The sequence below is a fragment of the Acinetobacter sp. 102 genome (genome assembly GCF_037028485.1).
GTDB lineage: Bacteria > Pseudomonadota > Gammaproteobacteria > Pseudomonadales > Moraxellaceae > Acinetobacter > Acinetobacter higginsii.
Genome location: NZ_JAZEZK010000011.1, coordinates 103,330 through 126,554, shown reverse-complemented (window position 1 = coordinate 126,554; position 23,225 = coordinate 103,330). Strand labels below are relative to the sequence as shown.

Annotated in this window: 35 protein-coding genes and 1 tRNA gene; 30 read left to right on the top strand and 6 right to left on the bottom strand. The window is 40.4% G+C overall.

Annotated elements, in window-relative coordinates:
• Positions 1-17 precede the first annotated feature (17 nt).
• The 9 genes from WA352_RS12770 (at position 18) to WA352_RS12730 (ending at position 8,654) form a co-directional block, all read left to right on the top strand.
• The gene (locus tag WA352_RS12770) at positions 18-1,412 is read left to right on the top strand and encodes a phage tail-collar fiber domain-containing protein (protein ID WP_336142815.1); all 1,395 of its coding nucleotides are present in this window, start codon (positions 18-20) and stop codon (positions 1,410-1,412) included.
• A 9-nt stretch (positions 1,413-1,421) separates the two neighbouring features.
• Positions 1,422-1,709: a phage tail protein gene (locus tag WA352_RS12765; RefSeq protein WP_336142813.1), complete on the top strand. Its 288-nt coding sequence runs from the start codon at positions 1,422-1,424 to the stop codon at positions 1,707-1,709.
• Between the two features lie 100 nt (positions 1,710-1,809).
• On the top strand, positions 1,810-2,982 hold the full coding sequence (locus WA352_RS12760; RefSeq protein ID WP_336142812.1) for a phage tail sheath protein: 1,173 nt from the start codon (positions 1,810-1,812) through the stop codon (positions 2,980-2,982).
• A 16-nt stretch (positions 2,983-2,998) separates the two neighbouring features.
• The gene (locus tag WA352_RS12755; protein ID WP_004804634.1) at positions 2,999-3,514 is read left to right on the top strand and encodes a phage major tail tube protein; all 516 of its coding nucleotides are present in this window, start codon (positions 2,999-3,001) and stop codon (positions 3,512-3,514) included.
• Positions 3,515-3,586: 72 nt separating this feature from the next.
• The gene (locus WA352_RS12750; protein WP_336142810.1) at positions 3,587-3,931 is read left to right on the top strand and encodes a phage tail assembly protein; all 345 of its coding nucleotides are present in this window, start codon (positions 3,587-3,589) and stop codon (positions 3,929-3,931) included.
• Entirely contained in the window at positions 3,898-4,059 is a 162-nt protein-coding gene (locus tag WA352_RS12745; RefSeq protein WP_155762625.1) for a GpE family phage tail protein, read from the top strand. Before WA352_RS12750 ends, WA352_RS12745 begins: the two co-directional genes overlap by 34 nt.
• Positions 4,056-6,974: a phage tail tape measure protein gene (locus WA352_RS12740; RefSeq protein WP_336142809.1), complete on the top strand. Its 2,919-nt coding sequence runs from the start codon at positions 4,056-4,058 to the stop codon at positions 6,972-6,974. The genes WA352_RS12745 and WA352_RS12740 overlap by 4 nt, the downstream gene beginning before the upstream one ends.
• A gap of 1 nt (position 6,975) precedes the next feature.
• Entirely contained in the window at positions 6,976-7,401 is a 426-nt protein-coding gene (locus tag WA352_RS12735) for a phage tail protein (protein WP_336142807.1), read from the top strand.
• Positions 7,398-8,654 carry a contractile injection system protein, VgrG/Pvc8 family gene (locus tag WA352_RS12730; RefSeq protein WP_336142804.1) on the top strand — a complete coding sequence of 419 codons (1,257 nt, stop codon included), beginning with the start codon at positions 7,398-7,400 and terminating at the stop codon, positions 8,652-8,654. Before WA352_RS12735 ends, WA352_RS12730 begins: the two co-directional genes overlap by 4 nt.
• On the opposite strand, the gene WA352_RS12725 is transcribed toward WA352_RS12730, so the two are convergent.
• From WA352_RS12725 to WA352_RS21850, 3 genes are read right to left on the bottom strand one after another with little or no spacing between them, the layout of a single operon-like run.
• Positions 8,651-8,839, bottom strand: coding sequence for a hypothetical protein (locus tag WA352_RS12725; RefSeq protein ID WP_336142803.1), 189 nt, complete (start codon positions 8,837-8,839; stop codon positions 8,651-8,653). The genes WA352_RS12730 and WA352_RS12725 overlap by 4 nt on opposite strands.
• A gap of 33 nt (positions 8,840-8,872) precedes the next feature.
• Positions 8,873-9,685, bottom strand: a complete 813-nt coding sequence (locus tag WA352_RS12720; RefSeq protein ID WP_336142801.1) for a DNA adenine methylase — start codon at positions 9,683-9,685, stop codon at positions 8,873-8,875.
• Complete coding sequence (locus tag WA352_RS21850) at positions 9,645-9,851, bottom strand: Com family DNA-binding transcriptional regulator (protein WP_081401622.1); 207 nt, start codon at positions 9,849-9,851, stop codon at positions 9,645-9,647. Before WA352_RS21850 ends, WA352_RS12720 begins: the two co-directional genes overlap by 41 nt.
• A gap of 111 nt (positions 9,852-9,962) precedes the next feature.
• Here WA352_RS21850 and WA352_RS12715 point away from each other — a divergent pair, with 111 nt between their 5' ends.
• Together WA352_RS12715 and WA352_RS12710 are read left to right on the top strand one after the other, a co-directional pair.
• Positions 9,963-10,223, top strand: a complete 261-nt coding sequence (locus tag WA352_RS12715; RefSeq protein ID WP_336142800.1) for an ogr/Delta-like zinc finger family protein — start codon at positions 9,963-9,965, stop codon at positions 10,221-10,223.
• Positions 10,213-10,443: a hypothetical protein gene (locus WA352_RS12710; RefSeq protein WP_336142798.1), complete on the top strand. Its 231-nt coding sequence runs from the start codon at positions 10,213-10,215 to the stop codon at positions 10,441-10,443. Before WA352_RS12715 ends, WA352_RS12710 begins: the two co-directional genes overlap by 11 nt.
• Here the strand turns inward: WA352_RS12710 and WA352_RS12705 are convergent.
• Entirely contained in the window at positions 10,429-11,037 is a 609-nt protein-coding gene (locus WA352_RS12705; protein ID WP_336142797.1) for a hypothetical protein, read from the bottom strand. The genes WA352_RS12710 and WA352_RS12705 overlap by 15 nt on opposite strands.
• Complete coding sequence (locus tag WA352_RS12700; protein ID WP_336142796.1) at positions 11,037-11,864, bottom strand: hypothetical protein; 828 nt, start codon at positions 11,862-11,864, stop codon at positions 11,037-11,039. The genes WA352_RS12705 and WA352_RS12700 overlap by 1 nt, the downstream gene beginning before the upstream one ends.
• A 342-nt stretch (positions 11,865-12,206) precedes the next feature.
• Between WA352_RS12700 and WA352_RS12695 the strand changes: the two genes are divergently transcribed.
• Together WA352_RS12695 and WA352_RS12690 are read left to right on the top strand one after the other, a co-directional pair.
• The gene (locus tag WA352_RS12695; RefSeq protein ID WP_336142795.1) at positions 12,207-12,380 is read left to right on the top strand and encodes a hypothetical protein; all 174 of its coding nucleotides are present in this window, start codon (positions 12,207-12,209) and stop codon (positions 12,378-12,380) included.
• A gap of 3 nt (positions 12,381-12,383) precedes the next feature.
• Positions 12,384-12,935 carry a hypothetical protein gene (locus WA352_RS12690; RefSeq protein WP_336142793.1) on the top strand — a complete coding sequence of 184 codons (552 nt, stop codon included), beginning with the start codon at positions 12,384-12,386 and terminating at the stop codon, positions 12,933-12,935.
• A gap of 41 nt (positions 12,936-12,976) precedes the next feature.
• Here the strand turns inward: WA352_RS12690 and WA352_RS12685 are convergent, their stop codons facing one another.
• Positions 12,977-13,324 (bottom strand): hypothetical protein, encoded by a 348-nt coding sequence (locus WA352_RS12685; protein ID WP_336142791.1) that lies wholly within the window; start codon positions 13,322-13,324, stop codon positions 12,977-12,979.
• Positions 13,325-13,408: 84 nt separating this feature from the next.
• Between WA352_RS12685 and WA352_RS12680 the strand changes: the two genes are divergently transcribed.
• The 17 genes from WA352_RS12680 (at position 13,409) to WA352_RS12600 (ending at position 22,952) form a co-directional block, all read left to right on the top strand.
• Positions 13,409-13,597: a hypothetical protein gene (locus WA352_RS12680; protein ID WP_336142789.1), complete on the top strand. Its 189-nt coding sequence runs from the start codon at positions 13,409-13,411 to the stop codon at positions 13,595-13,597.
• Between the two features lie 4 nt (positions 13,598-13,601).
• Positions 13,602-13,832, top strand: coding sequence for a hypothetical protein (locus WA352_RS12675; RefSeq protein WP_004804672.1), 231 nt, complete (start codon positions 13,602-13,604; stop codon positions 13,830-13,832).
• Positions 13,833-13,834: 2 nt separating this feature from the next.
• Complete coding sequence (locus WA352_RS12670; protein WP_016660456.1) at positions 13,835-14,017, top strand: hypothetical protein; 183 nt, start codon at positions 13,835-13,837, stop codon at positions 14,015-14,017.
• 7 nt (positions 14,018-14,024) lie between these two features.
• Positions 14,025-16,742, top strand: a complete 2,718-nt coding sequence (locus WA352_RS12665) for a toprim domain-containing protein (protein ID WP_336142783.1) — start codon at positions 14,025-14,027, stop codon at positions 16,740-16,742.
• 23 nt (positions 16,743-16,765) lie between these two features.
• A complete protein-coding gene (locus WA352_RS12660) occupies positions 16,766-17,386 on the top strand; it encodes a hypothetical protein (RefSeq protein WP_336142781.1) in 621 nt (206 codons plus the stop codon).
• A 66-nt stretch (positions 17,387-17,452) separates the two neighbouring features.
• A complete protein-coding gene (locus WA352_RS12655; RefSeq protein ID WP_336142779.1) occupies positions 17,453-17,890 on the top strand; it encodes a DUF2528 family protein in 438 nt (145 codons plus the stop codon).
• Positions 17,887-18,066: a hypothetical protein gene (locus tag WA352_RS12650; protein WP_336142778.1), complete on the top strand. Its 180-nt coding sequence runs from the start codon at positions 17,887-17,889 to the stop codon at positions 18,064-18,066. The genes WA352_RS12655 and WA352_RS12650 overlap by 4 nt, the downstream gene beginning before the upstream one ends.
• Entirely contained in the window at positions 18,053-18,562 is a 510-nt protein-coding gene (locus WA352_RS12645) for a hypothetical protein (RefSeq protein ID WP_336142776.1), read from the top strand. The genes WA352_RS12650 and WA352_RS12645 overlap by 14 nt, the downstream gene beginning before the upstream one ends.
• A complete protein-coding gene (locus WA352_RS12640; RefSeq protein WP_336142774.1) occupies positions 18,559-19,077 on the top strand; it encodes a hypothetical protein in 519 nt (172 codons plus the stop codon). The genes WA352_RS12645 and WA352_RS12640 overlap by 4 nt, the downstream gene beginning before the upstream one ends.
• Before the next feature lie 2 nt (positions 19,078-19,079).
• A complete protein-coding gene (locus WA352_RS12635) occupies positions 19,080-19,349 on the top strand; it encodes a hypothetical protein (protein ID WP_336142770.1) in 270 nt (89 codons plus the stop codon).
• A complete protein-coding gene (locus WA352_RS12630; RefSeq protein ID WP_336142768.1) occupies positions 19,342-19,653 on the top strand; it encodes a hypothetical protein in 312 nt (103 codons plus the stop codon). Before WA352_RS12635 ends, WA352_RS12630 begins: the two co-directional genes overlap by 8 nt.
• A complete protein-coding gene (locus WA352_RS12625) occupies positions 19,650-20,048 on the top strand; it encodes a hypothetical protein (RefSeq protein ID WP_336142766.1) in 399 nt (132 codons plus the stop codon). The genes WA352_RS12630 and WA352_RS12625 overlap by 4 nt, the downstream gene beginning before the upstream one ends.
• Complete coding sequence (locus WA352_RS12620) at positions 20,045-20,398, top strand: single-stranded DNA-binding protein (protein WP_004960413.1); 354 nt, start codon at positions 20,045-20,047, stop codon at positions 20,396-20,398. Before WA352_RS12625 ends, WA352_RS12620 begins: the two co-directional genes overlap by 4 nt.
• An 8-nt stretch (positions 20,399-20,406) precedes the next feature.
• Entirely contained in the window at positions 20,407-20,607 is a 201-nt protein-coding gene (locus WA352_RS12615; RefSeq protein WP_336142764.1) for a hypothetical protein, read from the top strand.
• A gap of 2 nt (positions 20,608-20,609) precedes the next feature.
• Complete coding sequence (locus WA352_RS12610; RefSeq protein WP_336142763.1) at positions 20,610-21,341, top strand: 3'-5' exonuclease; 732 nt, start codon at positions 20,610-20,612, stop codon at positions 21,339-21,341.
• An 80-nt stretch (positions 21,342-21,421) separates the two neighbouring features.
• Positions 21,422-22,576, top strand: coding sequence for a tyrosine-type recombinase/integrase (locus tag WA352_RS12605; protein WP_336142761.1), 1,155 nt, complete (start codon positions 21,422-21,424; stop codon positions 22,574-22,576).
• Positions 22,577-22,875: 299 nt separating this feature from the next.
• Positions 22,876-22,952 (top strand) — tRNA-Pro (locus WA352_RS12600).
• Positions 22,953-23,225: the final 273 nt, after the last annotated feature.

The following is a 23,225-nucleotide window of genomic DNA, read 5'->3' as shown; positions in this document are numbered from 1 at the left end:
AAATTGAGATATTAATAATGACCTACAAATCAATTCATACAACAATTGGGCTTCAGCGACTAGCACAAGCTGAAGCTACAGGTAGCCAGATCCACTTAACACATTTTGCGGTGGGGGATGGAGGCGGTTATCCCATTGATGTTAATCAATCGATGTTCAGTTTGGTTCGAGAACAATATAGAGGTCAAATAAATCGTATTTTTCAAAATCCAGAAAATGAAAACCTGTTTACTGCTGAAGTAATTGTTCCTGTAACTGTGGGCAGTTTTGTGATGCGGGAAATTGGGATCTTTGACAATAATGGAAATTTAATCATTGTCGGGAATCTTCCTGATGTACATAAGCCAACTGCAACTGAAGGAGCATTTACAGACTCAGTTTTCCGTATCCCATTCATGGTATCAAATGCGGATACTGTAGAATTAAGAATTGATCCCAATGTGGTGCAAGCTACGCATAGCTGGGTAATTAATACATTAACACCAGCATTTTTAATCCCTGGTGGTACTACTGGCCAAGTATTAAAAAAAACGTCTAATGTCGATGGTGCGTTTACCTGGTCAGATCCTGGTTCAACCAATGTATTTGTTCGGTCAGTAGAGGAACAGCAACTATTAACTGAAGGTCAAACGGCTGTAAGTTTTACAACTGTTACGACCACGGGTTTAGCTGTATATGTTGACGGTATCCGTATTCCCAATCGAGCTGGATCTGAAGGTTGGACCGTTACCAATGATACTCAAATAAATTTAGGTAAATCTTATCCAGCCAATGCGAAAATTCTTGGTGTTCAAAATGAGCCGCTTGGAGGATTCCCTTATCCTTTGGCTCATTCAGCAAATCTTGCTGATGTGCCGAATAAGGCTGAAGCACGACAGAATTTAAATGTATTCAGTAAAGATGAGGTTTTATCCAATACTGTTCCACCAGGCACAATTTTTTATTTTGCTGGATCTGCTATTCCACCAGGATATAGAGCCATTAAAGCCAATGGAGCTGCTATCTCACGGACAGCATATCCTGATTTATTTTCTGTGATTGGAACAACCTATGGTGCAGGGGATGGTGTTTCTACATTTAATCTTCCTGATTGCCGTGGTGAATTTATTCGAGCTTTAGATGAGGGACGGGGTGTCGATTGGGGGCGTGAATTAGGAACACGTCAAAGCCAACAGGTACAAAGACATAAACATTTATCATTGGGTGAAGCATATCCAGCTCAACTCTGGCCGTTTGGCAGTTCAATTAAACTAGATAAAATGGGAACAAAAGGGGGGCTGGATTACGATAACCGTTTTTTCTATACCAATGATGGTACAGATTATGATGATGCAAAACCCAATGCATTAGGTGTGATCGGTGATGAAACCCGCCCGCGAAATATCGCATTCCTAGCCTGTATTAAATACTAAGGTGGAGTTATGAGTTCAAAAAACGTATATCAATGTGACCGCGCTGGGTTGTTTTTAGGGCGTACTGCAGCTGATCCATCCCCTCTAGAAGACGGTGTTTATTTAATTCCTGCGGGGTGTACAGAAGTCGAGCCACCTGAAAATTGGCCCGAAGATAAATGGCCACGTTTCAACGGCTCTTCATGGGATTTAGTGACGAAGCCAAACAAGCCAAATGAAATGACCCCAGAACAAAAACTTGCAGAGTTTTTACAAAATAATCCTGATGTGATGAATCTTGTCACACCTAATAGTTAGAGTTGTAAAAGCGATATATACAACTCCCACTACATGAAATTAACAGTGTGATTTGTCAGCCTGTGATCTGAAAACAAAACAACAGATCACAGGCTTTTTTATGGCTACAGATTCATATTTTCATGGTGTACGAGTCATTGAACTCAATGAAGGCACCCGTCCAATTCGGACTGTATCAACTTCAGTCATTGGTTTAATAGCCACTGGCCAGGATGCAGATCCATTGGTATTCCCCTTAGATAAAGCAGTACTTCTAACTGATGTTCAGCGTTCTGTAGAAAAAGCGGGTGTTCAAGGTACTCTTGCACGTTCACTGCAAGCTATTGCAGATCAAACAAATGCGCTAGTTGTTGTGGTGCGTGTAGAGCAAAAAACAACTGAAGAAGAACAAACAACGGCAGTCATTGGTGGTCAAGTAGATGGCCGATATACAGGTATGAAAGCCTTACTTACTGCTGAACAGAACTTGAAAGTCAAACCACGTATTTTGGGTGCACCAGGACTTGATACAGCTTCAGTCACTGCAGCTTTAGGTGGCATCGCTGAAAAGTTACGTGCATTTAACTACGTGGGTGCGAATGGTAGTGATACCAAAGAAGAGGCAGCTGCCTATCGAGATGCAATTGGTTCACGCGAGACCATGATCATTTGGCCAGATTTCTTGGGATGGGACACTGTTACATCGTCAACAAAAACATTTGAAGCTACCGCACGTGCACTTGGTTTACGCGCCAAGATTGACAACGAAACTGGCTGGCATAAAACCCTTTCAAACGTCCCTGTAAATGGAGTAACGGGCATTTCTAAGGATGTGTTCTGGCAGCTGCAGTCAATGGATACAGATGCTGGTTATCTCAACTCCAATGAAATTACCACGCTTATTCAACGTGACGGCTTCCGTTTTTGGGGTTCACGTACCTGTTCAGCAGATCCGTTATTCGCATTCGAAAACTACACCCGGACAGCGCAAGTTTTGGCGGAAACAATGGCTGAAGGTCACATGTGGGCAGTCGATAAACCTCTGCATCCGTCTTTGGCCAAAGACATTGTCGAAGGTATCAATGCCAAATTCCGTGACCTCCGAACGCAAGGTTATATCATCGATGGCCAGTGTTGGTTTGACCCATCATTAAACAGCAAAGAATCATTAAAAGCTGGGAAGTTGATGCTCGACTATGACTATACCCCAGTACCACCACTGGAAGATCTTACTTTGCGTCAACGCATTACAGACCGCTATCTCGCTGATTTCGCATCGCGTATGACAGCCTAAATAAATAGGAACGAACATGGCTTTACCTAAAAAACTCAAATTAATGGACCTGTTTAACGAAGGTAATTCATACCTTGGCCAGACAGGTGAAGTGACCCTGCCAAAGCTTGGACGTAAGTTTGAAGATTGGCGCGGTGGCGGCATGAACGGCAACATCAAATGGGATGCTGGCCTAGCGGATGATATTACCGAATTGGCATGGAAGCTTGGAGGCATCGATCCTCTAGTTATCCGTCAATTCGGTGCAGCTACGGTTGGAGCTATCGGTTTACGCTTTGCTGGCTCATATCAACGTGATGACACCGGTGAAACATCTGCAGTCGAAGTTGTTGTCCGTGGCCGTCACGAAGAAATCGATTTCGGCAACGCCAAAGCGGGTGACGATACTGAAAAATCAATCAAAACCATTTGGTCTTATTACAAGCTGACCATCGATGGCAAAGTTGAAGTCGAGATCGATATCCCTGGTCTGATCGAAAATGTAAACGGTGTTGATTTACTTGAAAAACACCGAGCGAACATTGGTCACTAATTTTTCCTCCCTTCAGTAGCTACGTGCTGCTGAAGGTTTTTTTATTTCATTTTTATATTTAAGGAATTTGCCATGCAAACCCAAGAACAACTCGACAACTTACAAACTATTCAAAATCCAGATGTCGAAGTCGTAACCCTCGATACCCCCTATAAATTAGGCGATACGACAATTACGCAAGTTGAAGTCCGTAAACCGTCTGTTCCTGCGCTTAAAAAAGTGCGTATCGCTGACATCCTAAATGGCGATGTAAATTCCATCTGTACTTTATTGCCGTTATGTACCAATCCAACCATTACTGCAAGCCAGTTAAACAATAACGTGATTGATCCAGTGGACATTATTCAAATGGGCGGAGCGATCATTACTTTTTTGCAACCGAAATCAGTGCGTGCGGAAATTGCACTCCAACAGTAGAAGACGCAATCGCCAATATCGCTGTGGTGTTCAACTGGACACCACAGACTTACGACACTATGTCACTAAGTGAATTAATGGAGTGGCATCAAAAAGCAATAGAAAGAAATGGGGCAGATGCTGAATGAAGCAATTAAGATTGGAAGTACTTTTTGGAGGGAAAAACAAGTTAAGTCCAGCCCTTAAAGCGATTTTAGGCAGCAGCAATGCTGCCAGTCGTGCATTAAAAAAGACTAGAGATGAGATCCGCTCCCTTAACGAACAACAGAAAAAAATAGACGGTTACCAGAAACAAAAAAAGGCCGTTCAAGACCAGGCTAAAGCCCTCCAAGATTTACAAAATCATATTAAAAACTTGCGTCAGCAGATGAAGACAAACCCCTCTGCGGATCTCACTCGTGATTTTGATAAGTCTGTGGCCAAAGCTCGTAAACTAAAACAAGAATATGAACGAAACCGCATCGAGCTTCAGCGCATGCGTACAGATATGAATAATGCTGGTTTATCTACAAATAGACTGGCAGATCATCAACAAAGACTTAGAACGCAATTGCGCCAAGCCAATCAATCCATGCGTGAACAAGAACAACGTTTACAGCGTATGACCCAAATGCAGCGAAATTATGAACGTCAGTCGGGGCATCTACGTTCTGCAGCTGGCTATGGCATGGGTGCAGCAATGGCGGGTGCGGGTGCCATGTACATGATGAGCAAGCCGATTAACGAATCTAAACGATATGATGTGGAAGCCAATCGTATTCATGCATTAGGTTTAGGCGATCAAGTCAGTAAACAGGCGATTAAATTTGCTGAAGGCATGGACACCTTCGGGACATCCATTTATGACAATGCCGTATTAGTCCGTGACGGTATGACAATTTTCTCAGATTTACATCATGCCGAAATGGTCGCACCGACCTTGGCCAAGATGAAGTTTTCCAATCAAGCCATGTTTGGCCATGAGAAAGGGGAAGAAAACGAACGGGCATTTATGGACATGCTTAAAGTCATAGAGCTACGTGGAGGCTTAAAAAGTGAAAAAGCCTTCCAAGACCAGGCGAATAAGATTCAACAAGTCATAACGGCCACTGGTGGGCGTGTACAAGGCAATGAATGGCTTAATGCGATCAAGACAGGCGGTATTGCGGTCAAAGGATTAACTGACGAAGCTCTCTATTACAAAATGGAGTCTATCGTTCAGGAATGGGGTGGCTTTCGATATGGTACCGCAGCTATGTCTGCATATCAGAATATCTATCAAGGTCGTACCACTAAACGTGCAGCCAATAATATGGAACGTTTAGGTCTAATCGAAGATGCAAGCAAATTAAAGCATGATAAGGCTGGCCAGGTAGCATTCTTGGATGTTGGCGCGATCAAAGGTGCAGATCTGTTTAAGAAAGATCAATTTGCATGGATGGAACAGGTACTACTGCCACAATTGGCATCAAAGGGCATCACTGAGAAAGGGCAAATTCTCGATGCGATTGGTAGTATTTTCACTAACCGTACTGCATCCAACCTTTTTGGTGATATGTACCTTCAGCGAGACATCATCAACAAAAGTGCAAAGATGAATGCCGGTGCAGACAATATTGACCAACTTTATGGCAAAGCAAAAAACACGGCTGCGGGTGAAGAACTCGAAACCAAAGCCAAATTAAATGACGCATATCTACGTTTTGGCCAAGTCATCATGCCGATCTATACAAAGGCTCTTCAGGTTGCTACAGGGGCACTCGAAAGTTTTACTGGCTGGATGGAGCGTAACCCAACTTTAGCCAAAGCCTTAGGTCTCGGATTACTTGGTATTGCAGCAAGTATGATTGTGATCGGCGGTGCGCTAGTCGTGTTCTCTCCGCTCATCCTAAGTATGTTAAGCCTACGCTTGCTGATGGCATCAACAGCGACAAGTGGAACCATATTAGGACGCGTATTTAGCAAGATCCCTTCAATTTTTGGCTTCGTTAAATCAGCAATATTAGGTTTGGGGCGTATTTTTCTATGGGTGGGACGCCTACTGCTTACAAATCCAATATTGCTGGCTATCACAGCGATTGCTACAGCTGCATACTTAATTTATAAAAATTGGGAACCGATTAAAGGATTCTTCAGCGAAGTTTGGGGCAAAGTAAAATCAAGTTTTGAATCGGGAATTTCATATATTAAAGGAATAGTCCAAAGCATTGATCAAACTTTTGCTGAGAATCCTATTCTCACATTCCTATTGCCATTTATTGGGATTCCTAGATTAATTATTGCTAACTGGTCTTCAATTAGCGGCTTTTTTTCGGGTATTTGGCAAGGCATTGCGACAACATTTAGTTCTTATCTTGTTCTGGTATCAAACACTGTAAGTTCATACTTTAATAGCGTCAAAAATTTCATATCAGGAGTTTGGAACAATACCAAGAATATTGTGTCCATCGCATGGCAAGGTATATGCAATATTTTTAAGCTGATTTCGCCATTGCCATATATCACAAGTGCTTTTAATTCAGTCTTTACGTACCTTTCTGGTCTATATAACAAAATGCTTTCATTAGGCTCAAACATTATTCAAGGCTTAACTGATGGGGTAAAGTCAGGTTTCCAAAAATTAAAAAGTACGTGGACCGACATCAATAACTACATGCCCGACTTTATGAAGAAAAAAATGGACATTCATAGTCCATCCCGTGTCATGGCGGGATTGGGTGGCCATATCATGACGGGCATTGCTATGGGATTGGATCAAAACTTTCCAGCACTGAAGGAAAAATTCCAGCATGCATTAACCATTTTTAACCCACGGGCCAGCGAAGCAATTTCGAAAATTGATGTCTCTCCAGCACTAAATAAAGTTAGACCGGTGCAAGCCATTTCCCCAACGCGTAGTTCAGGGCAGTTTGTCATTGAAGGTGATCAAATCACAATCCAACTTACGGCTGCACCAGGACAAAATTTACAGCAACTTGTGGCCATGATTGAAAACGTACTAGATCGTCGTGATCGTCAAAAACAGGCACGTATTCGTAGCAGCTTCAAAGACCAGGAATATTAATATGATGATGATTCTCGGCATGTTCGTATTCTCTATACCAACAGCCACTTATCAAAGCCTTCAACGTTCGACCACATGGAATCATGTCAGCAATTCTCGTGTCGGCAGCATGCCAGCATATCAATTTACGGGTAAAGGTGAAGACACGATGACTTTGGATGGATCTATCGTTCCCCAGTTTGGTTCTCAAATGTCGATCACCGCTTTACGTGTTATGGGGGATACAGGTAAATCATTTCCATTGATTGCTGGAAATGGAAAGATTTACGGCCTTTGGGTGATTGATAGTGTTGATGAAACCCAAAGCTATTTTTTTAAAGATGGTACGCCACGCAAAATCGAGTTTTCATTAAAACTAAAGAAAACCCCAACTGCAGGGGTTTTAGTGGGGAACGTTCTTGGGAATGTATTGGGTAATATTTTATGAATATTGCATCAACCTTAACTAATATTGCCACGGATGTAGAGCAGGGATTCAATGATAGCTATCCCCATGCAATTTACCGCTTGCTAGTCAATGGTACCGACATTGGTACCATGATTCAGGATCGACTGATGCGTATGGCCATCACAGACAATCGAGGCATTGAAACAGACTCCATCGAAATTGAACTGAGCGATCATGATGGTTTATTAGATATCCCGCCCAAAGGGGCTGAGATTGAAGCATGGATCGGCTGGAGCAATACCGGTCTTGTTTATAAGGGTAAATACCTGGTCAAAGAGCGAGGTCATCAAGGTGCACCCGATATACTCACTTTACGAGCTGAAGCTGCCGATCTAAAAACAGCGTTTAAGAAAAAAAAGGAACGCAGTTTTGATAAAAAAACGATTGCAGATATTATCCAGACAATCGCGCTCGAGCACGGTCTAAATCCAATCATAAACGAGACATTAGGAATAATTGAATTACCCCACATCGATCAAAACGAATCAGATGCCAATTTGATTACCCGTATTGCCGACGAGCATGATGCCATTGCGATGGTGAAAAATGGCAACCTGTTATTTATGCCTAAGGGCGAAGGCAAAACCATGAGTGGCAATCCTTTACCTGAAGTCATTATTACTAGATCGGAAGGTGATTCGCACCAATATTCTGATACCGATGGTGCAGATGAAGTATCTGGTGTAACGGCCTATTACTATGACAATACCCATGCCAAACGACAAAAAGTTACGGTAGGGATGTCGGATGAAAACACCAGGGAAATACGTAATATTCAACGTGACAAACAAACTGCAGAACATGTGGCCAAGGCTGAATTTAACAAAATAAAAAGTAAGTCCGCGACCTTCAGTTTTACACTGGCCTATGGCAGGCCTGAACTTATTCCTGAATCTCCATTATCCTTTATTGGGTTTAAAGCTTTGATCGATGACATCGTGTGGCTCGGAACGCGAGTCATTCATGAGTACAATGAGAGTGGGGGATATACAACTAAATGCGAGGCTGAGGTCTATTTGCCAGATACGGATAGCTTGTCAGAACTTATCGATAATGAGCGTGGTGGCTATACAGGTATTTTGGCCTATTACAAAGATGGCCAAAAAACCGCAACAGTGACCAAAGGTGATCAATCAACGCCTAAACGTTTAACCTATCTGTATAAAAATCGCCAAACTGCTACAGTAGCTGTGGATCGTGAATATAAAGCCTTACAAGATGAAAAGGATTAATACTTCCATTGTTGGCCACGCCAAACAACAAAGCGTGCACCAGTGTTAAATTTTAGTTCCGTCCCTTCATAATCATATACTTTGACGAGATTGCCTTTTCGGTCTTTTAAGCAAGGCAAATCAGCATTTTGACTATCGGTTAAACGGACCCGAATCCAACCTTGTTCTAATTTTTCTTCAGCCATAAAAAAATCCCTCCTAAGAGGGATTAGTTTACGTTAAAAATTGGTGATAATTAACTCATTGCCATTATGTTCTTCATGAGCAGCTTTATTGTTGACCGACCAACGAATCTTTTTATGCTGGATCTTGTAGTCTTTAAATAACTCACGCACTTCAGGTGCATCATTCAAACTTAAAATAAATTTACCTTTGATGCCGTCCAGCTGCTCCTTCAGCAAATAAAAATCTTGTTTTGACCAGATACCTTTGCCATAAACATTCTCGCAATCCCAATACGGTGGATCGATATAGAACAAAGTCTCTGGACCATCAAGACGCTTCAACACGTAATCATAGTTAGAATTTTCGATAGTCACTTTTTGCAAACGTTCATGGATTCCCTTCAGGTGAGCTCGCAATTCATCACCTAGTTTTAGACGCGCAGCGCGATCTTTGGAATAACTGAAGGAACCATCTAACTGACATCCAAATGCAGCACGAAGCATGTAATAGAAACGGGATGCACGCTGTAAATCGGTTAGTCCACGTGCTTCGGATTGCTTGAAATCATTAAAAACAGTTCGGGACATGAGTAGAAATTCAAACTCATCAAGAAACGCTTCAAAATGATATTTAAGCACCCGGTATAGATTAATTAAGTCGTCATTAATATCGTTGATGACTTCGACAGGTGAAGGGGTCTTTTTAAACAGTACCCAACCAGCACCACCAAAAACTTCCACATACGTTATATGGGCTGGCATGGTTTCTATAATAGTTCGTGCGAGTTGAGATTTACCGCCTAACCAGCCACTGAAGCTGCGGCCTTTAGGATTGTATTGAGGTGTTACAGTAGTGATTTGATTCATCGATCTTACCTGGTGTGATGAGATGCTCTGGGCATTCAGGTAAGGCACTCGGGGTGCTCTGGAAGTTATTTAATGTTTTACAACGCGGGCACTTTATTTCTATTTGATCAAAGTTTCCCGTTTTCGCCAGTAATTTTAAGCAGCACTGGCATTTGAGGTTTTTCATAACTTTGGCTACTTCCAACAAAGTACGCTAATACTATTAAAAATTATCATTCGGTACAAATATTTGTTCATATTTACTATAATGGACAAAATTATAACCATTGGGCAAAACATGGCTTCAAAACGTCAATTTAAGTGTCCACATTGTGTTTCTGCTTTAGCGATACGGTCCAGTAGAGAAGAACATGCAATTTTGAAAACGCTCTGGTTTCAATGTAGCAATGTGAACTGTGGTTTTACCTGTGGTGGGCATATTGAAATAACCCATACCATTTCACCAAGTGCCACGCCAAATCCTTCGATACATCTACCTACCTTAAAAGAATTAATGGAACTTAAAGCAGCTAATGATGAGGGTGATAATGATGAATAATCCCGAGCAATTATTTGAGCTCTTTTATCAGGATATTCGTCCAGATATGAATCCACCAGGTTTCCCAAAATATTGTAGTGAAGGGATGTATTCATGGTGGCGGGAACGATTTATGAATGCATATCATGGGGTTCAAGAACCCTATGGTTTAAGAAGTTGGGCTGAAGTACCCCAAATGTGGCTTGCTGGTTATAAAAGGGCACAATTAAATATAAGGTAAAACAGTTATTACGCCACGTTCTTTTAAATACTGATAAGTGATTACTTTTTGTGAATGCAATACGCCTAATACCAGAAGTATTAAACCAATAACGATACAACCATGCGGTAACAAATAAAGTATGTCTTCCATGTCTTTTATGCGTGTATTCAATGGCGTAAACGTCAAAATATTAGGGATATTCATAAAGAGATATCCAACAAGAAGAAATGCTGCAGCTTTTAAAAATTGAACTTTAAATTGTTGATAGTTAAGCCATCCGTATATACCTATGACATTAAAATCTTGATCATATTCAAAAATTAAAAATCTACCCTCCTGCTTAGACATATATTTAAAGTGATATGACCCTAACTTGGCTCTAGGATATTTTTTGTTAAATAACATCATTGAAAAATAACCAAATTTCGATGATCTTGTCATCTTTTGAACATATAGCTCTTTTATCTTTCTTTTCAATTCTTCTTTTTTATCTAGATCTGTTTCAAGTTCAATTAATTTCCCATAATTTTCAATATCTTTGTTTATTTTCAAGAAAAAAGGGAAAATCAGCTTAAACAGATCAATAAACAAATAAATGACATCTTTTATCATCAGTTTCTCTCGACCTGATAACGACACATCGATTGGCCACAACGTGCATTTTTAATCACGGTACCATTCTCCAGATGCAATTCATCCACCTTGCCACCTTTGGCAATATTTTCATAAAGAGCATTTCCAGCTTGGCCACCTAACAATGCCCTGGTGATCCGTTGGCCGTCCTCAAATGCAGCAGTCGCCTTAGCTGAATCTTTGGCATCAAATGCCCAAGCGACATCAACATATTCACGGCTTAGATCAACCTGTAGATAATTGGCAAGATCCTTACTGAAGTAATAGCTTTGCATTGGTTCGCCATTCTGGTTGGTTGCTTCCTCTTGGTCAGCGACTGTCTTGCCAACTGCTTTTAAAATGGCTTTATCGTTACGTAAATCAACTTTGGCAACCGCCTTTGTATAATCTACTTTTGGCCAGTTAAAGTGAGGACGATCTTCATCAGCCAATTTTTCATAATGTGCTTGAGCATTGGTTGCATTTTGCTTAGGGTCATCGGTCAGTTCAAACGGTGGCTTATTATCTTCAGCTTCCTGGTCAATTACAGCCTGTGTTTTATCTATTTTTGGTTGTACTTTTTCAGCCTTAGGTGTATTCGTTTTTTCTAATGATTCTTCAACACTTTTTTTGGTACCTTGTTCAGCAGGGGGAGCAAAAACACCAATCATAGCAAATGAAAAAAGACTGACAGCAACTCCATAAAGACTGATTTTGCCTCGACTTAATGGAGATTTTCCACGTACAGCAGACAATGATGGTTTGACCAATAAAGTGATGGTTGCAATAACTGAAACCAAAAAAATCATAAAGAATAGAAGTGCCAAAGAAATCCCTCACTAAAACAGATTATTATAAAAATAGTGAATCATTATATTGACATAGTGATTCACTATCGGCAACATGTAAAGACGCAGCAAAATCTGCGTACAGATGTGGAAGTCTGTTAATTCATCCCAAAGAGCAGAAAACATCCGCTCATATGCGGCTTTTTTTTGCCTATAATGGCTGATCGGCTATACTTGTTATGGTAGATCGGGCAGGGTAAATCGTGTATTCGATTTAGCCGTTTCTTTGGGTACGGTACTTCCACCCCTGTTCGGTCTATCACCATTCTGTGGAAGGAGTGGCGGTAGGTTTGCAACGAACTTACCCAAAGGAAGTAAGTCATGAAAAAAACTATCCAAGTCATTGAACACACTCCAATCAATAACTGGCACGATTACAAACAACGCCAGAAACAACGAAAATTCGCCCTAATCCGTAAAAATTTTATTGATGGTTTTGCAGCCCTAAGTACCGTTGTATTTACGGTTTCATTATTCTTTTTGGGAGGGCGATAAGTCATGAATACAGAATTAATCCCATACGTTCCCATTGCCCCTCGCGTTCAATCAAAACATCGGGAGCTTGTCGGAATCTGCGTTTTGTTCTTTGAAATTATAGACAGATCTGTATATTTATCTGTTAAAATCAATCACGTACATGACAAAGGGTGGCTCGCAATATGTCCAGATCAAATCAATGATCTTGCAAACGAGTTACAACTAAAACCTATCAACGTCCAAGAGTTAAAGAATGCTCTTGAGAATCTGATTTATCCCAAATTTATTGGCGAAAAAACCATTCAAAGCCCTATCTGGAACAATGTGGAAGTCACCGTATGGGAATTCCAATTAAATCAGATTGATAGGGTAGAGGAAATGAAAACGACTTATACAGATGCGTCACTGAATATTGACAGCTCACTTGGCGCGCTACGCGTTTGGAGAAAGTCGCTAGAAGCTTCCACTGGTGATAAAGATGTCATTTATAACAATAACGATTTGATCTTTCTGATACAGGATCTGGAACACAAGCTAGAGAAAGTCCAGCGATATGTCGAAGATACTGAGTAAATAAAAAAAGCCTCCATAAATGGAGGCTTTCTCAATTTTAATCATACTTTTTCAAGATCTTTGGCATAGGTTTTACTTAGACCTAAAAGAGCAAGCTGCCCATCGGGTGATAACTGTCTATATGCCTTCAATAGCAAACTTTCCTCACTTGTGAGTCCAGCATAGTCTGGATCAATACCTAAGAGCACGTAGCGAATATCTACACCATTCTTATGCAGATTGTGTAAATAGATCCACTGGTCAGGCACATTACCACGTACGTATGCACCTAAAGTATTGTCACTAGCACCTATTTCTCTCGAAAGAGGCTTCGCTTTCAAATTCTTTTTTTCAAGCTCCTCTTTAAAACGTATCGCTATCTCCGCTTGAATAGTCGGGATATCAGGCATAAAAATATTTCCTTTTTATGTTTAAAGGTAAAAATTCTGTGCTATAGTGATTCATAGCAAATCACTATGTTCTAAGGATAACGTATGAGCACAGAAAAAACACCTCCGTACCTTACCCGTGCCCCCAAGCTGGAAGAGCCTCGAAAAAGCGTAATTATTTACTTACCCCTCAATGAATATAACGAAATCACAGGTTTGGCCAAAGCCACCAATCGCAGTAAATCAAGTATCGCTGGCGAACGCTACAACGTAGGCAAAGCACAAGAGGGCTAATCAGATGCATCATTTCAAACAAAAACGCGAGCACCGGTACAACGTCAACTTAAACGATGACGAAGCAAAGCTATTCGATTTATTGAACAAAATGACAGGCGAGCATACGGGGGTAATCATAAGAAACCTCGCGTTAAAGCAAGCACTTGCCCTATTAACATCAGATGATTCGGTTGATTTTAGTCTAGATAACATCCTAAACAAAGGCACGCTTGAGCACCTCCAAGGGAGCTGAATATGCCGACAAATAAAACTGTAGCTCTCACAGAAAGAGAAAGGGTCATCATCGAAGAGGCCAGAGTTCAACTAGGACTCGAATCGATGGAAGAAACAATCGAATTTCTTTATCGCCAACGACTTAAAAATAAACTTTTTAGCCTCGCTGGACGTGAAATCGTCAAAAAGAAACGTAGCTTGTAGAAGAAATATGTATCCAGAAACTCAAAGCTTGATTGTAGATCGGTTGCACAACGACTACGGTTTTAAAGTTAAAAACGGTAAATTACGTGGCGGACGTTGCCCTGAATGCAATCATAAAGAGCGTTCGGCTTGGGCACATGCTGAAGCACCATGGGTCGTGTTCTGCCCACGTAAAGTTGAATGTGGGAAAGAGATCTCGATTCGAGATCTTTATCCCGACATTTTCGAAAAGTGGGAGAAACGTTTTAAACCCACTCAAGAAGATCCCAACAAAACCGTGAATGCCTATCTAGTTGAAGGGCGTGGTTTTCCTCTGGAGAAACTTTCTGAACTGACTTATTCACAGGAATATTATAGAAGCCCTGATCATGATCTTGGCTCAGTTACATTACGCGTTCCGATTACGGATGAAGAGGGCAACGAAGGCTGGTGGCAGCGTATTCTCGATGATCATGGTGTATTGCAGAAAACTACGGTTAAATACAAGTGGGAGTCTAAGACACATGCTTGGATGACACCAAATACCAATTATATTGATTCAAAAGAAATTTGGATTACTGAAGGCATTTTCGACACGATCGCGCTTTGGCTTTCAGACATCACCAGTTTTTCTGCTTTAACAAGCAATAATTACCCCTCTATATTTCTTAATTTATTAGCCAGCAAATGTGATGGTTTAGGTAAACCTCGACCAAAACTGGTATGGGCGTTTGATAATGATCAAGCTGGCCATGATGGTATTTTTAAAAATTTAGCATTAGCCGCAGCGGATGGTTGGGAGTGTGAAGTTGCATTACCACCTGGTGGACGTAAAAAGACAGATTGGAATGATCTTTATAAACAAAACCGCCTCACTTTTGGCTATTTAGAAACATATAAATATTACGGCTCTTTACTTATAGCCGAAAAAGCTGTGGATAAAGGCATACTTATCTACAAGCACAAAGGAACTAAATCATTTCCTTTTGATTTCAATAATCAGGTGTATTGGTTCAAGCTCGATATGGACAAATACGATGACTATATGAAAAATATCAAAGCTGACCCAGATGACAATGAAGATTGGGCAGAGGAAGAAAAAGAAAAAGCTATAACAGAACGTCGAGATGCAGCGATTTTGGCTGCAGCTGAAGCCAAGTTAATCATGGATTGTAGACCGCGTGGTTTGTATTACCAATACATGGCTGAAATCGACGAAGCCGACTATTACTTCCAGATAGATTTCCCTCGCGGTGCCAAGACCATAAAAAATACATTCAGCGCAGGGCACATCTCGTCAGCTTCAGAGTTTAAGAAACGTCTTTTACACATTGCACCAGGTAAATTTTACAAAGGTAACAGCAATCAACTTGATGCATTTTTAGAGCGTGAGCTCACCGATATTAAGCGCGTTCAATTGATCAATTACATTGGCTACCATGCCGACCAGAAAGCCTATGTTTTAGGTGAATTAGCCTACCAATCAAGTAAACAGTTCAGACTAAACAAAGAAGATTATTTCGAACTCCCAAACAAAACTAACCTAAAGTGCAAAGCCCCTTTTGCTTTAGAAATTAATCCGAACTTAACAGATTATAAAAAACAATGGATTACTGATTTTATCGATGCGTACAGCGTTAGAGGTCTCATCACATTAACGGCATTTTTTGGCAGCTTATATGCCCAACAGATCCGCAAAATGCATAAATCTTTTCCATTCTTTGAAGTGGTCGGTGAACCTGGTACGGGTAAATCCACCCTGCTTTTATTCTTATGGAAATTGTTTGGTCGAATCAAATATGAAGGTGTCGATCCAGTTAAATCCACCAAATCAGGCTTAATTCGTACCTTCAGACAAGTTTCAAATTTGCCAGTGGTATTGATTGAATCAGAGCGTGAAAACGAGAAGGGAACAATTAAGCAGTTCGATTGGGATTCTCTTAAAACGTTATTTGATGGTGGATCGCTCGGTGCACAGGGGATGAAAACGGGTGGTAATGAGACCTACGAGCCACCATTTATGGGCACGATCATTATCAGCCAAAATGCTGAGGTTGTATCGACTACGCCAATTATGGAACGTATCGTTCACACCAAATTTTGGAAGAGCCAACTCACAAAAAACAGTCTATATGCATCACGCAGACTCGATAAATACGAGCCAGAGGATGTCAGTCAATTCATCCTGCAATGCTTATCAAAGGAAACAGCGATCTTAGAAGCCTACAAGCTTGGCTTTGAAAAATATGATGCCATTTTGCACCAGGAACAAAACAACATCCGCAGTTCACGTGTGGTTCAAAACCATGCCCAATTTATGTCGCTATTTGATGCCCTTTGCAAACATGTTTGCGAGGTTCCATTAGAGATCCAAAAGCAAGTTCATGCCGAATTTATTGCAATGGCTCAAACACGGGACAAAGTGATCAAGTCAGATTCGATCATTGTTCAGAATTTCTGGAACACCATTGAAGAAATGGAAGATTCAATAACTAAGGTTCAGCACCATGACAGCGTTGTGAATCACTCTGCCAAAGCTGACATTTTTGCGATCAATTTTGCTCATTTATACAAAGTCGCAGCGGATTATCGATATTCACTTCCAGAAGTAAACGAATTGCAGACTGCGTTACGTCACAGTCTTCATTACCGCTTTGTCGAGGCCAATAAAGCCATTCAAAGCAAAATCACAAGTTCAACAAAACGATGCTGGATCTTTGAAAAACCAGTGTCATCACGGGATTAATCCCATTTTTAAGGAAAATCACTATGTATAAGTTAAATATTTCAACACCAGCATTTCTGCATGCTTCGTTACCAATATCGATGGAAGTTGGTGAATTTCTAATAAATCGTTTGAATCAATTAGACAGTCAAACTATTCACCGCGATGAATTACAACAAAAATTGGGCTATCCCGTTGGTGTTGGCTCTAACTCAGGTTCGTTCTTACAGAACATATATAACTTTACTGATGCGATTTTAAAAGAATCAAATGCTCATCGTTTTACCGTTCAAATCGAAGCAATCCCAGCACATCAAAAAGTTGATTCAATTTTTAAAGGTAAAGATTCAATTCCAGAGGAGGGACGTTCAGTCATTGTAATTTTTGTGGATCAAAGAATTGAATCCGATGTCAGATATTGCGCTGGTTGCAAGGAATGGCATGCAAAAAATGGCAATGTGAAAGTCACCCGCATACACAAGTGGGCATATACAGAAGATTTCTACAATTTATTGAAATTGCCTGAATTTCCTGAAGCTGAATCTAAAAGCAAAGAAGATAAAAGTATGGAGGATATTTCAAATGATTTAGCACGACTATTTTTACTCAAAGCACTCTTGGGCGCTGCAAAGTCTAGATCTGAAAACCCACGTTCATTTTTCTAATATTTATAGGCACACATACAAAAGCGGCCACTTTTGTATGTGTCACACAACTACCGGAGAGCAATTATGCAAAATGATTCTACAGTACAAACCGAACAAGCGGAAATTCCAGCTTACTTACAGTGTGAGCCACGCACATTCAAAGTCAAATTAAACCACTGGCATGAGGATACTTGCGAGCTTGAATTTACAGTTGTCATTAAATGTATTGATGACGAACTACATGAGCACAATAATTTTTGGTCTGGCCATAGAGGTCGACTCAGTGAAAACGATGGGGACATTGTTGCTGTAATTTTAAAAATGATCGGAAGAAGTGTCTTCTGGTGGTGCTATGAAAATAATTCAAATTCATTACATGAAAAATATGGAGTTAATTCAATTTTTCATCAAGAAGGCTGGTTGTCAAACTGTTTTGAAATTACGAAATTATATTTTGAAAGCCATGTTGATGAAGATGATTTCGAATTTGAACCAGTTCAATCAGAAGGAGCATCTTCATGAGTAAATATGACGAAATGGACTGGAAATGCCGTCGCTGCCGTTGGGTAGGAAATCAAAAAGAATTGATTGGTAAATACAACAAAAAGCATGGCATGACAGACAATGTTTGCCCACGTTGTGAGTGTTCAGTTTTCACCCTTGTTGAACGTAAGGAGCAGTCAGATGCAAAACAATAAATTTCCTAGAAGTCTGATCGAAGACATGTTCAATTCCAATGTCACTTTTGAAACGATTATGCATATTCCAAGCCTAACTGCATCGGATTCACAAAATGTATCTGATCAATTTGAAGAGTTCCTTGGTGATGCATACGAAGATTGGACCAGTAAATCCCTTTTTAAACAGTGCCCAGCACTTGAATCAACACTTATACAAATTCGTGACAATGAAGAAATCATGCAATTTGCTGGGGAAGTAATTCAAGATTTTTACCGTGCATGTGATGATCTTGAGTTTCTTATCCTTATTTCAATTCGGATTCCATATAACTTCAAGTTTGATCAAGAAGGTAAATACAGATCAAACAGTTTGGGTGGTGCATTTCGTCAGCAATGGATCTTAGCCAAGCACATGATTGATGCTGCTGAGATTGCAGTAAAAAGAGCAGAGGATCTGCACCAGGAGGAAGAATCAAAAGCCCGTAAAGAACAAGGACTGGAGGCTCAATCATGAAATATAAAGTTGATCCAAAATTCAAGGAACATTACATCGAATTGGTGGGAGAGGATGATTCTGACTTCACGGTCGATAAGGATGGATTACTTGAGGATCGAGATGCATTCATTTGCCATGCAATATGGGAACTAAAAGAAGAGGAAATTAAAAAGTATCAAGAAACTCTTGAAAACTTACCACTTCAAAACGACTGCATGATCGGTCAAACGTGGTTTATGAAAGGTACACCAGTTGCCAATCTGATCAAACATGCAGAAAGTGTTTATAAAGCTGAATCCGTTGCTCAAAACTCTAAGATCCAATTTGGTACGGACGATAATAAGACCTGGTGGGCACATGACGTTCCATATTTCGGTACAGTTCAACTAGATCTAATTGAAGAACATGGCTTGATCGAATGGGACATCTATTTCAACGAATGTTGGCAAGGTCCATTTGAATCTAAATCCCGATGTATTCAACATCTTGAAGAGTGTATCGCTGAAAAACGAGAAGAAGCGAAAGAGGGATAACCATGTCTACAAAAAAATATCAGGTACGGATTCGTAAAGATTTATCCAATAGCCCTATTCAACAAAAAGCAGCTTCATTGCTTGGAGCTTGTGCAGTTTCTGAGATTAGAACTCTGATAGGAAAGTTCCAAAATCTTAATGATGCGTTTGAAAAAATGGCAACTGTTAAAGAATTAGAAGAGTACGAAATTATTTCAATCATTCTAATTGATACAGATAACAGTGAGCAGCTGGGCGAAGATTTTGACTGGGAGGGCGAAGCCCATGTCTAAATATCAATGTAAATGTGGTGGTCTTATCCTTCCAAACTTTGATTTATACAAGGTGGATGATGAAGTAAATTTCATGATCCAAAAAAGAAAGCGTATTGGTAATGGTGAAATTCTTGTTAATCAAACAGCCTACCAAGGAAAAATTACCAAAATTGATGGCGATGACATCACAGTCAAAGCTGCAGTACGTACTTATGTGCTTTCACGTTATGAAATAACTCCAAAAGATGCACCAGGACCAATCGAATATTTCCGCCTAGGTAAATGCCGATGTGAATTGGATCAACAGGAGCTATCAGCATGAATATGGCAGTCTTAAATCTTCAAAAGGTGGGTAGACCAACCAAATTAAAAAGCACCCACGGTACCTGGTGGGATTCAGAATTAATCGTTCTGGAAACTATGCTCGAGGAGCACAAAACATTTACTGAAATTGCAGATGTGCTGGATTGCACACCGAAGCGCGTACGTCAAAAGGTGGATTGGCTCAGAGCCAAAGGATTACCACCAAGCAAAGGCGGTCGACCAAGACATGCGTTTCGTCGTACTAGAGGCAGTTGGTGGGATTGTGAAGTTGCGGTTTTAAAGGCCATGCTTCAGGAAAAATTCAAGGTTCCTTACATTTCTGAAGTACTGGATCGAGACACTAATTGTGTTCATACCAAAATTAAATATTTACAGACTAAGGGGGAGCTATGAGAGGCGTAAACAAAGTTATTTTGGTCGGCTCGCTTGGAGCGAACCCCCAATCTAAAAATTTTCCGAATGGTGGCTCTTATGCTCAATTTTCTATCGCTACATCCGAACGCTGGCAAGACCAGCGTTCAGGGGAATGGCGTGAAAATACAGAGTGGCATCGTATCGTGGCATATGGCCGTTTAGGTGAGATCGCGGTGCAATATCTTGCCAAAGGCGCAAAGGTTTATATCGAAGGATCTCTTCATACACGCAAGTACACCGATGAAAAGCGAATCGAACGCTATGTGACTGAAGTAAAAGTAAGCCAGATGCAAATGCTCGACACTCAGCCGATCGCTAACCCAGTATAAGGATAACAATGATGGATTTTCAAAATATTGTGATCGCACGTCAGGCGATCACAGACAAACATGGTACCAGTAAACCCCAACTGACGATCCTAAGAGAAATGGAATGTCCTGTGTGTACAAAGGGCAAAATTAGCTATCAAATTAGTGCACACAATGGCCATATCGCTGCCGAATGTTCTACCAATGACTGTGTAAGATGGATGGAATAATTATGTACCCAAACCAAGGTTTAATTTTCGATACAGAAACCCACAAATTACATGGCGACATCATCGAAGCTGGTGCATTAGATTTCACGTTTGAGAATGGTGAGCTAAAGATCGGATATGAGCATGATCTTGGCAGATTCAAACCAAGTGAATCTATCGGTTTAGGTGCTATGGCCGTGCATCATATCTTTGATGAGGATCTAAAAGACTGTAAACCATTTACAGATTTCAAAATCCCAGTGAGATTAAATACTCGGTATTTGATTGGCCATAACATTGATTATGATGTCCAAGCTATGAATAGAACAGGTTTTGATTTCAATGCCCAACTGTTTCAACCTTTTGAAGCAATTTGTACGCTAGCGATGGCTCGACGTTTATGGCCACAATTGGAAAGCCATTCATTAACTGCCCTTGCATACCATGTCAGTGAGAATAAAAGGCAAACTCGTGTTTGTCTAAAAGAAGCACATAGTGCAATTAATGATTGTTACACGACCTTTGAAATTTTAAAGGCCATAGTCGAAACGGCAGGGCTTAAAGACATGGAGGATCTCGCTGCGTTCTCATATAATTCTCGGACCCCAACGCATATTTTTTATGGCGATTACAAAGGCTACGCAATTTCTGACTTACCCGATCAAGTCCTAGATGATCTTATTTCCAAATCAGATGGACATCTATTGAGTTCATTGCGGACTGAATCTTTTAGACGAAGTGAACTCCCTTTCTGAACCTATTAAACACCTCAAATGCGCCTCCGAATGAGGCGCATTTTTTTTACAATAAGTTTATGTGATTTTTAGGAAATATTATGGCAGCGGGTATCGAGTGTCGTGGCAATAGCCTACGAATGTGGATTCTCAACAAAGGTGAAAAACTTAATGAGCCTTTAGACTGGCCAGCGACTCCTGAACATACAGAAAGAGCCAAACAATGGGCAGAGTTGATCACCTTAGAAATGAAAATGGGAAAATTTGAGCTTTCAAGACATTTCCCAAATTCAAAAAATTTAAAGGAAAACCAAATTTCATTTTATGCAAAAATTTACTTAGATGACATTAAAAAGGAAGTGGCTCCGAGTACTTATGCTTCGTATGAAGGGCATGTGAAAAATCACATAAACCCCAAATGGGGCAGACTTCACCCAGAAGAAATTGAAACTAAACAGGTAAAAAAGTGGATTAAGCAACTGAAGGAAACGCATAGCAGTAAAACGATCCGTGAAATTATTACGAGATTCTCTCAAGTCCATGCAGTATGGCGTGACGAGAATAAAGTAGCCTTTGATCCATTCCAAAATATCACCATTCACCAGGCGGATACTCCAGAGCCAGATCCATTCACTAAAGCTGAAATCAATCGATTACTTCAGACAGAAACGGATCTCGATATCGAGAACCTCTTACCTTGCCTTTTCTGGACTGGACTATCCATGTCGGAACAGATCCCGATCGCATGGGAGGATATCGACTTAGATAAAGGTACGATCCAAATAAACCGGTCTTATGTTCGTGGCGTTTATCGTGTGACCAAGAATCGTCGTCGTAAACGTGAAATTAAACTGTTACAGCCAGCATTAGATGCATTGAAGGAGCAATATCATTTTTCAGGTAACACACGCACCCAAGTGATTGAAGTACTCCAGCGCGATAACCACAGCTATAAGGAGGAACGTTTAAGGTTTGTTTGGCTCAATCGCGAACGGTCGACACATTTTGAATATCACGAACTACGTTATCGATGGGGCAAACATCTCAAAAAAGCCAAGGTTCGCAAACGTGGAATTAACCAAGGACGACATACATTTGCTAGTCAATTATTATCCAGTGGCCAAGTACCTCCAGAGTGGATCGCGGAGCAGCTGGGCCACGCTGATACATCCATGATCTATAAGCATTACGGGAAACTGATAGCAGAGGATATGCCAGACTATTTGTCAAAAATTAATAATTATATTCAGCAGTAATAATGTGAATAGTAATTCACTAAAAAATTACTCCAGTTAGTCACTTATAAGTACCTGAATTTTTTAGGTACTTTTTTTTTATTACTCCATTACTCGACGAAAAATAGCATCCCATATCAATTCGGCCACACCAAATCTAGCGATCGTTGTCCTGGTGCAATGGTAAAGATTTATCAGTGAAAGTGGCCAGACATTCCCATATTTGACTGTTTTAGGCATTCTTGAATTTTAAGTAACTGTTATATATTGATTTATTTTTAATTTGTGTGGGGTTCGAATCCCGTCATTCACCCCAATTTCGGAGCATAGCACAGCCTGGTAGTGCACCTGGTTTGGGACCAGGGGGTCGTAGGTTCGAATCCTACTGCTCCGACCATCATCTTAAAAGATGAGATAAAATACCGCTAAGTTAGCGGTTTTTTTACGTCTGGATTTTTTAAATTTAATAGCTTAAATTGAGTCCGTAGCCGTAGGTCGCGGCGTACCAATTCACGATAAATGTAGAGATTAAAAATACAAGAACTAAGATCATGATGAATTTATAGCTCGCTTTTTTGGCTGCTATAAGATAACCAGCCAACATGCTTAAGATGAACCAAAACCAAGTATAGATCATTAAAAAGTTCTTAAATGAACCACTGCAACCTTC

What these genes read in the sequence shown, in the direction of transcription:
- WA352_RS12770 (WP_336142815.1), top strand. Translation starts at nt 18, where the DNA reads ATGACCTACAAATCAATTCATACAACAATTGGGCTTCAGCGACTAGCA.
- WA352_RS12765 (WP_336142813.1), top strand. Translation starts at nt 1,422, where the DNA reads ATGAGTTCAAAAAACGTATATCAATGTGACCGCGCTGGGTTGTTTTTA.
- WA352_RS12760 (WP_336142812.1), top strand. Translation starts at nt 1,810, where the DNA reads ATGGCTACAGATTCATATTTTCATGGTGTACGAGTCATTGAACTCAAT.
- WA352_RS12755 (WP_004804634.1), top strand. Translation starts at nt 2,999, where the DNA reads ATGGCTTTACCTAAAAAACTCAAATTAATGGACCTGTTTAACGAAGGT.
- WA352_RS12750 (WP_336142810.1), top strand. Translation starts at nt 3,587, where the DNA reads ATGCAAACCCAAGAACAACTCGACAACTTACAAACTATTCAAAATCCA.
- WA352_RS12740 (WP_336142809.1), top strand. Translation starts at nt 4,056, where the DNA reads ATGAAGCAATTAAGATTGGAAGTACTTTTTGGAGGGAAAAACAAGTTA.
- WA352_RS12735 (WP_336142807.1), top strand. Translation starts at nt 6,976, where the DNA reads ATGATGATGATTCTCGGCATGTTCGTATTCTCTATACCAACAGCCACT.
- WA352_RS12730 (WP_336142804.1), top strand. Translation starts at nt 7,398, where the DNA reads ATGAATATTGCATCAACCTTAACTAATATTGCCACGGATGTAGAGCAG.
- WA352_RS12725 (WP_336142803.1), bottom strand. Translation starts at nt 8,839, where the DNA reads ATGGCTGAAGAAAAATTAGAACAAGGTTGGATTCGGGTCCGTTTAACC.
- WA352_RS12720 (WP_336142801.1), bottom strand. Translation starts at nt 9,685, where the DNA reads ATGAATCAAATCACTACTGTAACACCTCAATACAATCCTAAAGGCCGC.
- WA352_RS21850 (WP_081401622.1), bottom strand. Translation starts at nt 9,851, where the DNA reads ATGAAAAACCTCAAATGCCAGTGCTGCTTAAAATTACTGGCGAAAACG.
- WA352_RS12715 (WP_336142800.1), top strand. Translation starts at nt 9,963, where the DNA reads ATGGCTTCAAAACGTCAATTTAAGTGTCCACATTGTGTTTCTGCTTTA.
- WA352_RS12710 (WP_336142798.1), top strand. Translation starts at nt 10,213, where the DNA reads ATGATGAATAATCCCGAGCAATTATTTGAGCTCTTTTATCAGGATATT.
- WA352_RS12705 (WP_336142797.1), bottom strand. Translation starts at nt 11,037, where the DNA reads ATGATAAAAGATGTCATTTATTTGTTTATTGATCTGTTTAAGCTGATT.
- WA352_RS12695 (WP_336142795.1), top strand. Translation starts at nt 12,207, where the DNA reads ATGAAAAAAACTATCCAAGTCATTGAACACACTCCAATCAATAACTGG.
- WA352_RS12690 (WP_336142793.1), top strand. Translation starts at nt 12,384, where the DNA reads ATGAATACAGAATTAATCCCATACGTTCCCATTGCCCCTCGCGTTCAA.
- WA352_RS12685 (WP_336142791.1), bottom strand. Translation starts at nt 13,324, where the DNA reads ATGCCTGATATCCCGACTATTCAAGCGGAGATAGCGATACGTTTTAAA.
- WA352_RS12680 (WP_336142789.1), top strand. Translation starts at nt 13,409, where the DNA reads ATGAGCACAGAAAAAACACCTCCGTACCTTACCCGTGCCCCCAAGCTG.
- WA352_RS12675 (WP_004804672.1), top strand. Translation starts at nt 13,602, where the DNA reads ATGCATCATTTCAAACAAAAACGCGAGCACCGGTACAACGTCAACTTA.
- WA352_RS12670 (WP_016660456.1), top strand. Translation starts at nt 13,835, where the DNA reads ATGCCGACAAATAAAACTGTAGCTCTCACAGAAAGAGAAAGGGTCATC.
- WA352_RS12665 (WP_336142783.1), top strand. Translation starts at nt 14,025, where the DNA reads ATGTATCCAGAAACTCAAAGCTTGATTGTAGATCGGTTGCACAACGAC.
- WA352_RS12660 (WP_336142781.1), top strand. Translation starts at nt 16,766, where the DNA reads ATGTATAAGTTAAATATTTCAACACCAGCATTTCTGCATGCTTCGTTA.
- WA352_RS12655 (WP_336142779.1), top strand. Translation starts at nt 17,453, where the DNA reads ATGCAAAATGATTCTACAGTACAAACCGAACAAGCGGAAATTCCAGCT.
- WA352_RS12650 (WP_336142778.1), top strand. Translation starts at nt 17,887, where the DNA reads ATGAGTAAATATGACGAAATGGACTGGAAATGCCGTCGCTGCCGTTGG.
- WA352_RS12645 (WP_336142776.1), top strand. Translation starts at nt 18,053, where the DNA reads ATGCAAAACAATAAATTTCCTAGAAGTCTGATCGAAGACATGTTCAAT.
- WA352_RS12640 (WP_336142774.1), top strand. Translation starts at nt 18,559, where the DNA reads ATGAAATATAAAGTTGATCCAAAATTCAAGGAACATTACATCGAATTG.
- WA352_RS12635 (WP_336142770.1), top strand. Translation starts at nt 19,080, where the DNA reads ATGTCTACAAAAAAATATCAGGTACGGATTCGTAAAGATTTATCCAAT.
- WA352_RS12630 (WP_336142768.1), top strand. Translation starts at nt 19,342, where the DNA reads ATGTCTAAATATCAATGTAAATGTGGTGGTCTTATCCTTCCAAACTTT.
- WA352_RS12625 (WP_336142766.1), top strand. Translation starts at nt 19,650, where the DNA reads ATGAATATGGCAGTCTTAAATCTTCAAAAGGTGGGTAGACCAACCAAA.
- WA352_RS12620 (WP_004960413.1), top strand. Translation starts at nt 20,045, where the DNA reads ATGAGAGGCGTAAACAAAGTTATTTTGGTCGGCTCGCTTGGAGCGAAC.
- WA352_RS12615 (WP_336142764.1), top strand. Translation starts at nt 20,407, where the DNA reads ATGATGGATTTTCAAAATATTGTGATCGCACGTCAGGCGATCACAGAC.
- WA352_RS12610 (WP_336142763.1), top strand. Translation starts at nt 20,610, where the DNA reads ATGTACCCAAACCAAGGTTTAATTTTCGATACAGAAACCCACAAATTA.
- WA352_RS12605 (WP_336142761.1), top strand. Translation starts at nt 21,422, where the DNA reads ATGGCAGCGGGTATCGAGTGTCGTGGCAATAGCCTACGAATGTGGATT.